Consider the following 14,637-nt stretch of genomic DNA (forward strand, 5'->3'; position numbering starts at 1 on the left):
GAGCGAAGTCCGTAGCGTTGAGGGATGGCGCGCGACGACTTCCGGCCGGAGGACCTCTACACCGGCCCTATCGACCTTCCCCTCATGGACACGATCGAGGACGGGGACGCGGACTCCGAGAAGAGCGAGATCAGCTACGACGAGCAGCGGTACCCCGCTCGGCCGCGGCGTCTGCGCCCCCGGGACCACATCCGCGGGAGCAGCGTGCGGCGCATCCGTACCGATCCGCGCACGGCGAACGGCACGAATCCCGCCTACGTGGAATGGCTCGTGCGGCAGTCGATGCTGAGGGATGCCGATGTGCTCGCCCGCCAGCTGTCAGGACAGCCGTCGATGTGGCGCAACCCCTACGCGCGTCCGGATGCGCGGCGCGCGATCGAGACGAGCGACGTGTGGTTCACGGCGTATCCGATTTCGCTCATCACGCGGCCGGGGCAGTCCTTCCTCGCGGCGCTCGGCGACGACGCACTGTGGTCGGCGTTCGAAAGGGTCGGCATCACGGCCATCCATACGGGTCCGGTCAAGAGGGCGGGCGGGATCGCCGGATGGATGGAGACCCCGAGCGTCGACGGTCACTTCGACCGGATCAGCACGTCGATCGACCCCGCGTTCGGGACGGAGGACGAGTTCCGCGCCCTGTGCGATGTCGCCGAGAGTCACGGCGGCAGCGTCATCGACGACATCGTGCCGGGTCACACGGGCAAGGGTGCCGACTTCCGCCTCGCCGAGATGGGGTTCAAGGACTACCCGGGGATCTATCACATGATCGAGATCCCGCGGGAGGACTGGGCTCTCCTTCCCGACGTGCCCGACGGCGTCGACAGCATCAACCTCGACCCGGCCACGGAGCAGGAGCTCGCGGAGCGCGGGTACATCATCGGTGCCCTCCAGCGCGTCATCTTCTATACGCCGGGCGTGAAAGAGACCAACTGGAGCGCGACGGCTCCCGCGATCGGCCCCGATGGCGTCACGCGCCGGTGGGTCTACCTCCACTACTTCAAGCAGGGCCAGCCCTCGATCAACTGGCTCGATCCGACGTTCGCCGGCATGCGCCTCGTCATCGGCGACGCGCTCCACTCGCTCGGCGAGCTCGGCACGAGCGCTCTGCGCCTCGACGCGAACGGCTTCCTCGGCGTGGAGAAGAGCGCGGAAGGCCTTCCGGCGTGGTCGGAGGGGCACCCGCTCTCGCACGCGGCGAACCACATCATCGCCGGCATGGTCCGGAAGGTCGGTGGCTTCACCTTCCAGGAGCTCAACCTCACGATCGAGGACATCCGTGACACGGCGGCCGTCGGCGCCGACCTCTCGTACGACTTCATCGGGCGCCCGGGGTATCAGCACGCCCTTGCGACGGGGCAGACGGAGTTCCTCCGCCTCGCGCTGACGACATCGCTCGAGCTCGGCGTCCAGCCGGTGCAGCTCGTGCACGGCCTGCAGAACCACGACGAACTCACCTACGAGCTCGTGCACTGGGCGACCCGCCACGAAGACGATCGCTTCCGCTTCCGCGGGCGCGAGATCTCCGGTGGGCAGCTCGCCGAGGAGGTGCGGGCCGACCTCACCGAGCGCCTCACCGGGACGGCGGACTTCAACCGCGTCTTCACCCAGAACGGCATCGCCTGCACGACGACCTCGCTCATCGCGGCGACGCGGGGAGCCGAGCGCCTCGATGACATAGCGGATGCCGATGTCCCGGCCATCCGCGATGCCCACCTCCTGCTGTGCGCCTACACGGCATGGCAGCCGGGCGTCTTCGCGCTGTCCGGATGGGACCTCACGGGCATGCTCACCCTGCCGTCGAGCGAGGTCGCCGACCTCCTGTCGGCCGGCGACACCCGGTGGATCGAGCGGGGCGCGCACGACCTCCTCGACGTCGACCCGAAGGCCACGCGGTCCGCTGCGGGCATGCCGCGCGGGCGCGCGCTGTACGGCCCGCTCCCCGCGCAGCTCGACGACCCGTCGTCGTTCGCTTCGGGACTCGCCGGCATCCTGGACATCCGTCGCGCATACGACATCGCGACGGCCACGCAGATCGACATCCCCGAAGTCGCGCACCCCGCGATGCTCGTGCTCGTCCACCTCCTCGACCACGGCGACGCGACGGCCGATGCGCGCATGCAGGTGACGGTGCTGAACTTCTCGGCAGAGCCGATCGAGGGCACGGTCCGGTCGGAGCAGCTCGTTCCGCACAGCGCCGTGACGGATGCCGGCTCGGGCGACACCGTCGGTCGTGTCGACGACCTGCAGAGCTTCTCGGTGTCGCTCCCCGCTTACGGGGCGCTGTTCCTCCTCCTCGAGCCGGAGGAGGAAGCCGCCGAGTGAGTCAGGCGAGGGCCGCGTCGATGCCGGCGAGCGGCACGGCGAGCCAATCGGGGCGGTTCCGCGCCTCGTAGATCGACTCGTAGACGGCCTTGTCGAGGACGAACGCCTTCAGGATCACCGGATCGAGTTCGATCGCGCCGTCCGCACCGGTGTAGGCGTCGAGGAACGCCGCCTGGCATGCCGCTGCCCATTCCGCAGCGCCGGGACCGTCGCCGACCGCCGCCGCGTAGTCGAAGGACCGCAGCATCCCCGCGATGTCCCGTGGTGGAAGGTCGGGGATCGCGCGCTCCTCCATCGGGCGGAGGGGCTCGCCCTCGAAGTCGACGATGCGCCAGCCTCCGTGGGGCACGGCGAGCACCTGGCCGAGGTGCAGGTCGCCGTGGATGCGCTGCAGCCGCGGCCACGGACGCTCGAGAGCCTCGCGGTAGAGGGCTTCGCTCGCGTCGAGCCGGTCGGCGACCGCGGGCACTTCGGCGGCCGCGATCGCGAGCCGGCGACGCCAGGCGATCGCGGTCGAGGCGACGTCCTCCGGTCGGGGCTCTGCCGTCCCGAGCGCCGCGCCGAGAGCCGCATGCACGCCGGCCACGGCCGTCCCGAGGTCCCGCGCCGCGCCGGTGAAGTCCTGGCCCGCGCGCGCCGCGTCGAGGGCGATGCTCCACCCATCGCGCACACCGGGAAGGAACTCCTGCGCGAAGGCGAGGGTTCCCCGGGCCGTGCCCGAGTCGCGTCCGACGTCCGGCCACTCCGCGTCGAGACTGCCGAGGAATCGCGGCACGAACGGCGACCCCGCCTCGCTGAGCGCCCGCTGCACCGTCACATCGGGATTCTCGCCGTGGTGGAGCGTGCGGAAGAGCTTCAGGATGATCGTCGGCTCCCCGTCCTCGTCGAAGACGATCGAGGTGTTCGACTGCTCGCCGGTGAGGACGCGCGTCCCCGTGATGCGGCTCACGTCGAGACCCATCTCGGCCAGCATCCCGATGGCGAAGTCCGCGTGCCGCGTCGCGTCGACGAGGAAGCCGTCGGCGTCGCGATCGATGACCTCGTCGCCCTCGGCGGGCGTCGCGACCCGGGTCAGCGGCACGTTGTAGAGCATGGGCGGCGACCCCGCGTCATCCATGAACAGGTAGCGCGTGGCGGCCGGGGCCGGCTGGGCGTCGAGGACGCGGAATTTCGGCTCATGGCTCTTGCCCGCGTACCACCGCTGGCGCGCCACCCAGGCGCTGGGGTCATTCGTGAACTGCTGCACGCTCCACTATCCCCCGATCCGGACGGAGGAGGAAAGGGGCTGGACGCGACCCGCGCGAGGGGCGTAAGGGCGACCCCCGCCTTCCCGCACACCGCCCTATCCCAGCTCACTTGTCTCAAAAGGTGGGGTGCGAGGGGTTGAGCCAGCCCTTTGGGACAAGTGAACGGACGGATGCCGCGGGGCTGGGAATCCCCGGTCGCATCGGTACGCTCGAGGCGTGCGCGCCGACCGGCGGGGCGCCCTCGCGTCGGGAAGGTGCATGACCACGTCGTCCGATCCGTCCGATGGTCTCGCGGGCCTCGCGGAGCTCCTCCGCCAGGATCCCGCCCCCGAGGCGCCTTCGCCGACCGAGCGCGACTCCGATGAGGTGCGACGACGTCGGCGGCGGCGGCGCATAGGGCTCATCATCACCGCGATCGTTCTCGTCGTCCTGATTGCGGTGCCTGCGGGGTACGCCGCGTGGGCGCTCACGGCGCCGCTGGCATCCCCGATCGAGACGTCGCAGGCCCCGCGCGTGCCACCCGGCGAGCCCGTCGCGCTCCGCCTCCCCTCCGAGGGGGCGTCGGCGATCAGCGTCGCGGGGGCGGACGAGTATCTCGGTCCGGATGCCGCGGGGATCTGGGCCTCGAGCGGAGGCGACGAAGCGCGCCCCATCGCGAGCATCAGCAAGCTCATCACGGCCCTCGTCGTGCTCGACGCGAAGCCGCTCGCGGGCGTCGACGATCCCGGCCCCACGATTACCTTCAGCGAGGCCGACCACGACCTCTACGACACCTACTACGTACAGGGGGCGACGATCGCCGCGATGCCGGCGGGAAGCTCGATGTCGCTGCACGACGCGCTCGCGACGATGCTCATCCCCTCGGCGAGCAACTACGCCGAAGCGGTGTCGACATGGGCGTTCGGCTCGCAGCGGGCATTCCTGAACGCGACGCGCCGCTGGCTCGAGGCCAACGGGCTGACCGGCACGACGATCGTCGAGCCCACCGGCATCAGTCCGCGCAACATGAGCACCCCCGCCGACCTCCTCGCGATCGGCAAGCTCGCCGCGGCGAACCCGGTCATCGCCCAGATCGTCGCAACGCGGTCCCTCTGGCTGCCGGTCCCCGGTCCGATGGCGAACACCAACACGCTCCTCGGGATCGACGGCGTCACGGGGCTCAAGACGGGGAATCTCGGCGAAGGGAGCCACAACCTCGTCTACACCGCGACGTTCGAGGTCGGTGCTGCCGAGCCTCTCCGTGTGACAGGCGTCGTCCTGGGCGGGTTCTCGCGCGACACCGTCAACACCTCCGTCGTCGCGCTGCTCGACAGCATCCGGTCGGGGTTCCACGACATTCCGGTTGCGACCGCGGGGCGCGACGTGGGGGAGTACTCGACGCCGTGGGGGTCGACGGCGAAGATCGTCCTGGCGGAGGACGCGTCGATCTTCACGTGGTCGGACACCCCGATCGTCGTCACGATGGAGACGCTGCCGCCCGAGACCTACCGTGATGGCGAGGTCGTGGGAAGCATCACGTGGACGGCCGGACCGCAGTCCACGACGGTGCCGCTAGAGATCGAGGGCAGCATCGAGGACCCCGAACCGTGGTGGCGCCTCACAAACCCCGGCGAGCTAGGGCGTTGATCCGCCTCATCCTCGTCGAGTAACCGGCTTCTCGCCCACACACCCCGTTGTTGCACGCAAACAGCGGGGTGAGTGGGCGACAACCCGGTTAGTCGACGGAAGGTGCGTCGGCCCGGGGTTTACCGAGGCGCGGAGGGAGCGCCGATCGAACCGCGATCCTTGATGCGCATGGGGATGAGGACGTCCTCGGTGGGCTGGCGCGCGGCCGTGAGGATCTCGATGGCGGTCGCCCCCATCGCCTCGTGCGGGATGGCGATCGTCGTCAGACCCGGATGCAGCGCCGCGGCGATCTCGTCGTCGTCGAACGACACGACGGAGACATCGTCGGCGACGCGCTTGTCGGCCTCTCCGACGGCCTGATACGCGCCGACGGCGATGCGGTCGTTGAGGCACAGCATCGCCGTCAACCCGTCGAGCCGGAGGGCCTTCTGCGCGGCCTGGTAGCCGAGTTCGGGCTGCCAGTCCTCGCAGCCGAACTCCCCGACGAGCCGCATCCCGCGCTCGTTCATCTCGAACGCGATGCCGTCGAGCCGCCGCCGCGCCGTGAGCGCGAGAGTCGGATCGTCGCCTGGAGCGAGATCGTGGCCGATGAGCGCGATGCCGTCGCGGTGCCCCGCCTCGGCGAGGAGGCGGACGGAGTCGCGACCGGCGTTGAACTCATCGGGGAGGACCGAGACGGCGCCTTCCGTGTTCGACAGGTTGACGTACACATGGGGGAGTCCGGCCGGCAGCGTGTAGGGGCGCGGGATGCGGGACTTCATGGCGGCGAAGATGATGCCGTCGACACCGCGGTCGACGAGAGACTCCACGGCCCTCCGCTCCCTGTCGGGATCGCCGCCGGTCTCGGCGATGAGGAGGAGGTGGTCGACCTCGTCGGCAGCCGACAGCGCGCCTCGCAGCATGCCCGTCGCGAAGCGCGTGATCGTGACGCTGTCGGAGACGAAGCCGAATGTCTCGCTCTTGGCCATCCGCAGGCTCCGTGCGACGCGGTTCGGTCGATAGCCGAGCTCTTCGACAGCACGATTGATGCGCTCCCGCGCTTCGCTCGAGATCCGAGCCTGCGGGTGTTCGTTGAGCACTTGCGATACGGCCCCCGGCGACACCCCGGCTCGCTCGGCGACCTGCGCCAGCGTGACTCGGTTGGTGTTCGGTGTGGTGGCCATGCTCCGTGACTGATCGAGTGCCCGACAATGTGCGGTCAGTCTACTCAGACGCACACTCCACCACTCGTTCTGCAGTCGGGGTCGAGGGGGGACTCGGGCTGGCCCCTCCCCTCGACCCCGACTGGTCTCAGCCGCAGACCCGTTCTGCGTAGGGGACGGTCACGGTCGTCGTCGCGTCCGCCCCCATCAGTTCGCCCGTCGCGGCGATGGTGACCGACCCGCTCGGCATCGTCGTCTGCCGGGTCGTGAACGCGTGGAATGCGCTCTTGCCCGATGCCATGCCGGCGACGCTCTTCGTGCCGTAGGCGGAGGTGAGTTCGACGTCGATCGGGACGCCCGTCGCGCTCGACGCCGTCACGAGGAGGAACGCCTTGCCCGCGATGCAGCGCGATGTCGCGCTCGTGGTGATCTCGGGATGCGGCGTGAGGTCGGTCTGCTTGTTCTGCGCCAGCAGCCACTGCAGGATCGTCTCGTCCTCGTAGGTCGGAGCCGCGGCGAGGTGGCGGTCGAGATACTCGAACGACGCGTCGCCGTACTCGGTGAACTTCAGCACGCGGTCGATCTCCGCGTCGGACAGGCCCCGTTCGGCATAGGCCGCCCGGAATGCCGTGTGCGCATTGCGGATGCTGTTGATGTTGAGCAGGTGGTCGCCCGTGCCGTGCGTGATCCAGACGGGCACCTCCGCTGCGGCGATCGCCGTGCGCTCCGCGGCACTCGACGCGAAGCCGCCCGTGATGAGCGCTCCGGCGATGAGATCCGGACGGTTGGCCATGATGTTCCACGCGAGCCGGGAGCCCCACGAGACGGTGCTGAGGTAGACCCGGTCGGTGTCGACGGCGAAGGTGCCGCTGAAGTGCTCGATCAGTTCACGTGCTTGGGATGCCTCGTTCGCCACTCCGATGCGCGGGCTCTGGATCGCCAGCACGATGACCTTCTCGTCGGTGCCCGTCCATTCCTCCTGGAACCATGCGGTCGCGGGGATGTCGGCCACGATCTCCACACGGTCGTTGACGCCGTCGTATCCCATGCCGTTGCCGGGGAGGATCACGACGAGCGGGTACTCCTCGTCGGGGTCGTACCCGTCGGGGAGCCGGTAGTCGTAGGGCACGTTGCCGGCGGGCGCCGTGGCGGCGAAGGTCGCGCGCACGAACTCGTCGACTTCGAGGTTCACGGCGGGGCGCGAGAGGGGGTGGGCGACCTCGGGTGCGGCGGCACTGAGCGTCGCGCCCTCGGTCGATCTCACATCGCCCAGCTGGAACACCCGGGTGGGCTGTGCCGGGTTGATCCGCACATAGCTCGTGTTCGTGGAGGTGCGCACGGTCCATCCGCCGGGGGCGGCGCTGGAGAGTTCGAGGATGACGTAGGTGCCCGCCGCCGAGGTGCCGTCCTCACGCAGGTTCGCGACCGAGTTGGTGTAGGCCCTGGTGATCGGGCGGTCCACCAGATTGGCCAGGGCGCTGATGTTGTCGAAGCGGAAGTTGTAGCTCGAGTCCTCGACGGTGAAGTTCTGGGGCACGGCGCTGGCCGGATCGACGGTCGCGGCATATTCGACGGCCACCGCGGTCACGCGCTGTCCGAACGCGGACACCTGGGTGATGGGGGTGACGCTCACGACGCCTTCTTCGGCGGCGGATGCGGACTGCGCGACGGTCGTTCCGGCGAGCAGCAAGCTGGCAGTGATCGCGGCTGTGACGAGTGCTCTCGCCATCCGCTTCAATCGCCCGGTCTCTCGGGTCATCTCGATCTCCTTTGATCCGGCGCCTCTGGGATAGGTCGCCAGACCCGAGGATAGGACGTTTTATCACGACGCGATAGAGACGTGCGCGAACGCGGTCGGACGGATGCCGCGAGGGTGCGACCGATGACCGGGGGTCTTGACCTGTGCGTGAGCCGAGAGCTACTCTCCAGACACGCTAAGTCGATTTAGCACTGGCGGTGCGACAGAACGATCCCCCTTCCCGAGCGCCGCCGCACGACCCCGCGAGACGGTCAAGGGAGACCGATGACGCGATGACGCGTCGGCAGCTCGTGGGACATCGATGAAGAGATACAAGGAGGTCATCTCGTATGAAGAAACCACGCAGAAGACGCACCGCCAGCCGTGCTGTCGCGGTGCTGACAGGAATGGCACTCGGGCTCAGCGCCCTCGTGGCGGCACCCGCCGCGCTCGCCGATGACGCCGACGTCGTGCAGGGCCCGACGCTCGTCGAGGACCCGAATTCCCCCACGGGATACACCGTCACGTTCGTCTACAACAACCCCGATGCGACACAGGTCCGTCTCGCGGGAGACCTGACGCTACGCGGGATCGGCGAAGGGACCACTCGCTTCCAGCCGGAAGAGTGGCAGACCGGCCGCTATCACGCGGGCGGCACGGAGTTCCTCCGCGATATGACGAAGGATGCCGACGGCAACTGGTCCGTCTCGGTCCCGCTCCACGCGGGTGGACTGAGCTACTGGTACCGCGTCTGGGATCCCACGCAGGAGTGGGTCAACAAGAGGATCTGGGACCCGGCATCCGACAAGCCGCGTCCTGCGGGCGACTCGTTCCGAGTTCGCAACAATGACGTCCTCGACGCCGTGTACGTGCCGTACGCCGAGAAGCAGAACGATCCGCTCCTGGCCAGCCGGGCTGCGTACGAGCTGCCGGTCGCGGACGAGTCCCAGCGCGGAAGCCTCAGCTACATCGAGTACACGACGATCCTCGGGGACGACGGGCACTATCTGGGCGTCTACCTGCCGGCCGGCTACGACCCGAACCGCGCCGAGCCGTACAAGGTCGCGTACCTCGCGCACGGGATCTTCGGCGACGAGACGGACTTCATGGTGCCGGTGGGTGTTCCGAACATCCTCGACAACATGACGGCGAAGCGCGAGATCGAGCCGACCGTGGTCGTGACGATGGGCAACCACTTCACCGGCACGAGCCTCGGCTTCGCGTCGTACAACCAGACGAACGCGGCGAACAACCTCGTCCAGACGATCCTCCCGCTCATCGAGAACCAGTACAACGTCTCCGACAAGCGCGAGGATCGCGCCTACGCCGGCTTCTCGTACGGCGGAATGACGAGTGCGCACGTGCTGCGGGGCTACCCGACGACGTTCAGCTACTTCGGTCTGTTCTCGGGCAATCCGTCGCTGACGGCGGCGGAGTACGACACGATCGCTGCCGCTGTAGGCGACGAGGACCTGTTCGTCTTCGGCGGCAACGGTGTCTTCGAGGGCAGCCTCGCCGCGACCGACGCGGTCGCGAACAACTTCCGCAGTCGCGGCATCCCTGCCGTGACGACGCAGGTGCCGGGCGCGCACGACGGCATGACGGCGGCCCAGCTGTTCACGATCTTCGCGAAGAACTACCTGTGGCAGGACCCGCTCGAGGTCTCGGCTTCGGTCTCGCACCGCTGCATCGCGGGCAAGGTCTTCCTGACGGTGACGGCTCCGAACGCCAACGACGGTGCGGTGGATGTCCAGTTCACGACCCCGTACGGCACGAAGTCGTTCGCCGGTGTGACGGCGGGGAAGAACTCCTTCCACGGCTTCACGACACGCGCGACGGCGGTTCCATCCGGAACAGTGACGGTGACGGCATCCGGCACGTTCCACGGTGCCGCACTCTCGGAGACCATCGAGGTCCCCTACGCAGCGGTGAGCTGCAACTAACCCCCCCCGGGTCGCTGAGGGCGGCGCTGCCGCATTCCCGATAGCGCGTCGAGCGTCGCCCTCAGCACATCATTCACGACACATCTCCGCCGACCTCTGTGCCGGCGCACACGATTGGAAGAACAATGAACAAGACCACGTGGGTCAAACTCGCCGTGGGAACAGCGGGAGCCGCGCTCCTCGTCGGCGTCGCGGGTGTCGCCGTCGCCGATGACAACTACGGCGACAGCGACGTCGACGTCAGTGTCACGATCGAGGAGCTCGTCGAGCCGGGCGTCCTCGCGATGACGGTCGAAGGCACCGAGGCGAGCCTGACGGAGAACGGATCGGACGAGATGATCCGGCAGTTCACGGGATCGCTTCCCACCGTCACCATCACGGACACGCGAACCGCGGACGAGATCCCCGAGGGCGCGGCATGGTACGTCCTGGGCTCGGCGTCCGACTTCGTCGGCGACGCGGATCAGCCGGACATCGGCGCGGAGCATCTCGGCTGGGCGCCGCGCCTGATCGATGGTGGCGAGTCGGGTCTCGTCGCGGCGGGTGACGAGGTCGAGACGGTCCTCGACGCGCCCCCGTCGAACGTCGGCCTCGTCGACCAGGAGCTCTTCGCCATGGCGGCCGACTCCGGGGCGATCGCGGGGGAGGGATCCTGGACGGCCACGGCCGACCTCTTCCTGCGGACGCCGGCGAACATCGCCTCCGGCAGCTACTCGGCGACCGTCACCCTGTCGCTGTTCGAATAGGCCCTGCCCGACGGTGCGGCCGTGTGCGTCTGAGACGCGCGCGGCCGCATCGTTCTCTGCCCGGAGGAGTCGGCGGTGCTCTGCGCGTCGAGGACGGACGGTGATCTACCGCAGGCCGTTGCTCCGGCGAGGATCGAGCAGGCGCTCGAGCCATCGCGCACGCGCCTCTCGGGCATCCCGGGAGAGCACCGCGTCGGGGACGAGCGCATCGAAGCCGTGAACCCCGCCCGGCCAGACATGGAGCTCCGCGTCGCCCCCGGCGGCCCAGATCCGCGACGCGTACGCGACGTCCTCGTCGCGGAAGGTCTCGGCCGACCCCACGTCGATGAAGGTGGGCGGAAGGCCCGACAGGTCGGTCGCGCGGGCAGGGGATGCGTACATCGGGACGGCATCCGGTTCGAGATCGCCGATGTAGGCCGCCCACGCCGTCGCGTTCGCCGTGCGATCCCACGCTCCGTGGCCCGCCATCTGGTGCCCCGACGCCGAGTCGTTGCGATCGTCGAGCATGGGGCAGATCAGCATCTGCCCGAGAAGCGGCGGGCCGCCCCGATCTCGTGCGAGGAGCGCCGCGGCGGCCGCGAGGCCCCCGCCCGCGCTCACTCCGTCGATGATCGTGCGCTCGGCATCGACGCCGAGTTCCTGTGCGTGCGCGGTGAGCCAGGTGAGACCCGCGTACACGTCCTCGACGGCAGCCGGGTAGGGATGCTCGGGGGCCAGGCGGTACTCGATCGAGGCGACGGCGGCGCCGATGCGGTCGGCGAGCACTGCCATCGTGGGGAGCACATCCACCGCGGTGCCCAGGACGAGCCCGCCTCCGTGGACGTGGTAGATGACGGGCGGATTCTCGACGCCCTCGGGGCGGATGAGAACGAGATCGAGCTCGTTGCCGTCTGGTCCCGGCACGACGTGGCGCGTGAGGTCGAACCGTCCGTCGAGCGTCAGTTCGGCGTCGCTGTACGTGATCGCCCGCGTTCGCAGCTCGAAGATGTCGTCGTGGCTGAGGGTCGTGACGATGTCGTCGCGCACGTCGAAGGCACGGGCGACGTCGGGATCGAACGCGGGTCGCGGGTCGCGGACCAGTCGATCGGCGCGGGTTACCTCATCGTCAAGCTGCGACATCTGTGTCATCTCCCCAGGCCGGTATGTGCGGTGCTAAATCGGGTTAGCACACTCATGGTCGAGGACAGGGGTCAGGATGTCAAGTCTGCGATCGCCCGAGCGCTCGGCGGCGGCGGGCGATCCGGCGTGCGCTCGTGGTCAGGGCGCGGACGAGCCGGGAAGCGGTGCGGGGTCGTCGATCGTGCGCACCGAGTCGCGCACGCGGACGGGCAGATGCAGGCGCTCGACCGTGGGATGCGGGTGCGCGGCGTCGTCCAGCAGGATCTCGATGGCTCGAAGTCCGAGCTCGCGGTGCGGGATGGCGAACGTCGTCAGGCCCGGGTGGAGCCAGCCGGCGAGCTGGTGGTCGTCGAATGAGACGATCGAGAAGTCGCCCGGGATGGAGAGTCCGGCTTCGGCGATCGCCTGGTAGGCGCCGAAGGCGAGCCGGTCGTTGAACGTGATGAGAGCGCCGCTGCGGACACCCGACGAGATGAGGGAGGACGTCGCCTTCCAGCCGTCGAAGGGCAGCCAGATCGGAGACCGGTGGCCGCTCGCCGGCGCCAGCCCCACCGAGTCGAGCTCGGTCAGGATGCCGGACAGTCGCTCGTCTCCCGCGATCGTGTCCGCCGGCACGTCGGCGGCTGTCGGGCCGGCACCGATGAGGTGGATCTCGCGGTGCCCCGCGTCGAGAAGGAGCCGCACCGCTTCGCGTCCCGCCGTGAACTCGTCGGGGATCACGGCCGATGCCGGCGGTCCGTCCGCACCGGGGACGGTGTTGAGCAGAACGACGTGTCGACCCGAGAGCGATGTGGGGAAGGACCGTTCCCGTGTGAACATCGACGCGATGACGAGACCGTCCACCTGGCGGTCGAGCATCGCTTCGGCGAGAAGCTCCTGCTGCCGCTCGTCACCCTCGGACTCTCCGATGAAGAGCATGTAGCCGTGTCGTCGTGCGCCCTCGAGAGCGCCTTTGATCATGTCGCCCGCGAGCTGCGACGTCGCGACGGTGTCGGAGATGAAGCCGATCGTCCGGCTCGTTCCACTGCGCAGGCTCGCCGACAGCATGTTGGGGCGATAGCCCAGCTCCGCCGCGACGCGTCTCACGCGGTCCTGAGACGCCTCGGAGATCCTGAGTTCGGTGCCGCGGTCGGACAGGACGAGCGACGCCGTCGTCCGCGAGACGCCCGCGGCCTCCGCGACGTCTGCCAGCGTGACGCGCTTCCTGCTCACCGTTGTGCCTCCTTCCGTGATCCTACTGACGACTTCCGTCGTCGCCCATTCGTTATCCTCGGCGGTTGACATCGTGGAGGAACGTGGCGCATGATGACCTTGCTAACCCGATTTAGCATGCGATCGACTGCATCGGCGATCGTATTCAGACAACGCGGTTTCTGAAAGGAGACACAGGTGTCTCACATGCAAACAAGGCCCCTTCGTCCGCTCGTCCTGCTGGGTGCCATGGCCACGGTCGCCATCGGTCTGACGGCGTGCGCGCCTCCCGGCGGTTCGGCCACGCCCGACGCCTCGGGAGGCTCCGCAGGCACCGGAACGGCCACGTGCGGCGACGAGGACATCGTCCTCGACGGCTACTTCGAGACGGGCTTCCCGCTCCCCACAGCACTCACGGAAGAGTTCACGAAGCAGTTCCCGAACGTGACGTTCGACATCCGCGAAGACCAGTTCGCGGTCATCACGCAGAACGCCCCGCGCGTGCTCCAGGACTCGCCGCCCGACCTCATGCGTCTCCCGCAGATGTCCGAGCTCGCGACCGACGGCCTGCTCCTCGACCTCGACCCCTACGCCGAGCAGTTCGGTTGGACGGAATGGCCGGCGTCGCAGCTCTCCCAGCTCCGTGTCGACGACGAAGGACGCCGCGGTGACGGCCCCCTCTACGCGCAGGGCCTGAACTACTCGATGACGGGCGTGTTCTACAACCGGGAGCTCGCTGCTCAGATCGGCATGGAGGAACCGCCGCAGACACTCGACGAGTTCGACGCGGTCCTGCAGGCGGCGAAGGATGCCGGCATCGTTCCCATCGTCCAGTTCAACGGGGGAGCAACCGGCGGTCTGGCCTTCCCGCTCCAGGGCCTCATGGCCTCGTACGGTGACCCCGCCGCGATCAACGACTGGATCTTCCAGCAGCCCGATGCGACCATCAACACCCCCGAGAACGTCGCCGCGGCCGAGCACCTGCAGCGCTGGATCGACGAGGGCTACTTCGCCGAAGACATCAACTCGATGGACTACGCACAGATGATGAGCCGCTTCATCGGCGGCGAGGCGCTGTTCATCTTCAACGGCGACTGGGAGTCCGGCACCCTCGACGCGCAGATGCCCGGCAACGCCGGCTTCTTCCTCGTACCCCCGCTGGAAGAGGGCGGGCAGATCGGTGCGATGTCGGCGCCGCTGACGTTCGGTGTCGCCGCTGCGGCCGAGAACCCTGACTGCGCCGCGTTCTTCCTGGATTGGACCGCAACGAACGACGAAGCCCGCGCGCTCACCGTCGAGGTCGGCGGATCCCACCCCATGGGCCCCGCTGACGCCTTCATGCCGGCCATCGAAGAGGGCTCGACCACCGAGGCGACGCTCGCCGCCGGTGCGCAGATGGCCGAAGCGAACGGGTCGATGGACTTCATCGCGAACGCGACCGGTGCCATCTACGCGCAGAGCTGGACGCCCAACCTCCAGAAGATGGTGGCGGGGGAGCAGACGGCTGCAGGAATGCTCGAGTCGGTGCAGGCTGACTACGAGAGCCAGGTCGGGAACTAACTC

Annotated in this window: 10 protein-coding genes; 5 read left to right on the forward strand and 5 right to left on the reverse strand. The window is 68.7% G+C overall.

Annotated features, from left to right (window positions below; genetic code table 11):
* Nucleotides 1–24: 24 nt before the first annotated feature.
* Nucleotides 25–2,322, forward strand: coding sequence for a maltose alpha-D-glucosyltransferase (gene treS, locus FBY39_RS07795; protein WP_141931654.1), 2,298 nt, complete (start codon nt 25–27; stop codon nt 2,320–2,322).
* A gap of 1 nt (nt 2,323) precedes the next feature.
* Here treS and FBY39_RS07800 read toward each other — a convergent pair whose 3' ends face one another.
* A complete protein-coding gene (locus FBY39_RS07800; RefSeq protein ID WP_141931656.1) occupies nt 2,324–3,568 on the reverse strand; it encodes a phosphotransferase in 1,245 nt (414 codons plus the stop codon).
* A 259-nt stretch (nt 3,569–3,827) separates the two neighbouring features.
* Here FBY39_RS07800 and FBY39_RS07805 point away from each other — a divergent pair, with 259 nt between their 5' ends.
* Nucleotides 3,828–5,195, forward strand: coding sequence for a D-alanyl-D-alanine carboxypeptidase family protein (locus FBY39_RS07805; protein ID WP_141931658.1), 1,368 nt, complete (start codon nt 3,828–3,830; stop codon nt 5,193–5,195).
* A gap of 119 nt (nt 5,196–5,314) precedes the next feature.
* Here FBY39_RS07805 and FBY39_RS07810 read toward each other — a convergent pair whose 3' ends face one another.
* Nucleotides 5,315–6,358 (reverse strand): LacI family DNA-binding transcriptional regulator, encoded by a 1,044-nt coding sequence (locus tag FBY39_RS07810; protein WP_141931660.1) that lies wholly within the window; start codon nt 6,356–6,358, stop codon nt 5,315–5,317.
* Nucleotides 6,359–6,485: 127 nt separating this feature from the next.
* Nucleotides 6,486–8,096, reverse strand: coding sequence for a hypothetical protein (locus tag FBY39_RS07815; protein ID WP_141931662.1), 1,611 nt, complete (start codon nt 8,094–8,096; stop codon nt 6,486–6,488).
* 329 nt (nt 8,097–8,425) lie between these two features.
* On the opposite strand from FBY39_RS07815, the gene FBY39_RS07820 reads away from it, so the two are divergent.
* Together FBY39_RS07820 and FBY39_RS07825 are read left to right on the forward strand one after the other, a co-directional pair.
* Nucleotides 8,426–10,018, forward strand: coding sequence for an alpha/beta hydrolase-fold protein (locus tag FBY39_RS07820; protein WP_141931664.1), 1,593 nt, complete (start codon nt 8,426–8,428; stop codon nt 10,016–10,018).
* Between the two features lie 125 nt (nt 10,019–10,143).
* Nucleotides 10,144–10,764, forward strand: coding sequence for a hypothetical protein (locus FBY39_RS07825; protein WP_141931666.1), 621 nt, complete (start codon nt 10,144–10,146; stop codon nt 10,762–10,764).
* Nucleotides 10,765–10,869: 105 nt separating this feature from the next.
* Here FBY39_RS07825 and FBY39_RS07830 read toward each other — a convergent pair whose 3' ends face one another.
* Nucleotides 10,870–11,883, reverse strand: a complete 1,014-nt coding sequence (locus tag FBY39_RS07830) for an alpha/beta hydrolase (protein WP_141931668.1) — start codon at nt 11,881–11,883, stop codon at nt 10,870–10,872.
* Nucleotides 11,884–12,021: 138 nt separating this feature from the next.
* The gene (locus FBY39_RS07835) at nt 12,022–13,095 is read right to left on the reverse strand and encodes a LacI family DNA-binding transcriptional regulator (protein ID WP_260837488.1); all 1,074 of its coding nucleotides are present in this window, start codon (nt 13,093–13,095) and stop codon (nt 12,022–12,024) included.
* A gap of 186 nt (nt 13,096–13,281) precedes the next feature.
* On the opposite strand from FBY39_RS07835, the gene FBY39_RS07840 reads away from it, so the two are divergent.
* Nucleotides 13,282–14,634, forward strand: coding sequence for an ABC transporter substrate-binding protein (locus FBY39_RS07840; RefSeq protein ID WP_186336933.1), 1,353 nt, complete (start codon nt 13,282–13,284; stop codon nt 14,632–14,634).
* The last annotated feature ends 3 nt before the right edge of the window (nt 14,635–14,637 follow it).

Origin of the sequence: Microbacterium sp. SLBN-146, from assembly GCF_006715145.1 — a bacterium.
In the GTDB taxonomy this organism is placed as follows: domain Bacteria; phylum Actinomycetota; class Actinomycetes; order Actinomycetales; family Microbacteriaceae; genus Microbacterium.

Excerpts from the sequence above, each read along its gene's own strand:
- treS (WP_141931654.1), top strand. The coding sequence starts at position 25 with ATGGCGCGCGACGACTTCCGGCCGGAGGACCTCTACACCGGCCCTATC.
- FBY39_RS07805 (WP_141931658.1), top strand. The coding sequence starts at position 3,828 with ATGACCACGTCGTCCGATCCGTCCGATGGTCTCGCGGGCCTCGCGGAG.
- FBY39_RS07810 (WP_141931660.1), bottom strand. The coding sequence starts at position 6,358 with ATGGCCACCACACCGAACACCAACCGAGTCACGCTGGCGCAGGTCGCC.
- FBY39_RS07815 (WP_141931662.1), bottom strand. The coding sequence starts at position 8,096 with ATGACCCGAGAGACCGGGCGATTGAAGCGGATGGCGAGAGCACTCGTC.
- FBY39_RS07820 (WP_141931664.1), top strand. The coding sequence starts at position 8,426 with ATGAAGAAACCACGCAGAAGACGCACCGCCAGCCGTGCTGTCGCGGTG.
- FBY39_RS07825 (WP_141931666.1), top strand. The coding sequence starts at position 10,144 with ATGAACAAGACCACGTGGGTCAAACTCGCCGTGGGAACAGCGGGAGCC.
- FBY39_RS07830 (WP_141931668.1), bottom strand. The coding sequence starts at position 11,883 with ATGTCGCAGCTTGACGATGAGGTAACCCGCGCCGATCGACTGGTCCGC.
- FBY39_RS07840 (WP_186336933.1), top strand. The coding sequence starts at position 13,282 with ATGCAAACAAGGCCCCTTCGTCCGCTCGTCCTGCTGGGTGCCATGGCC.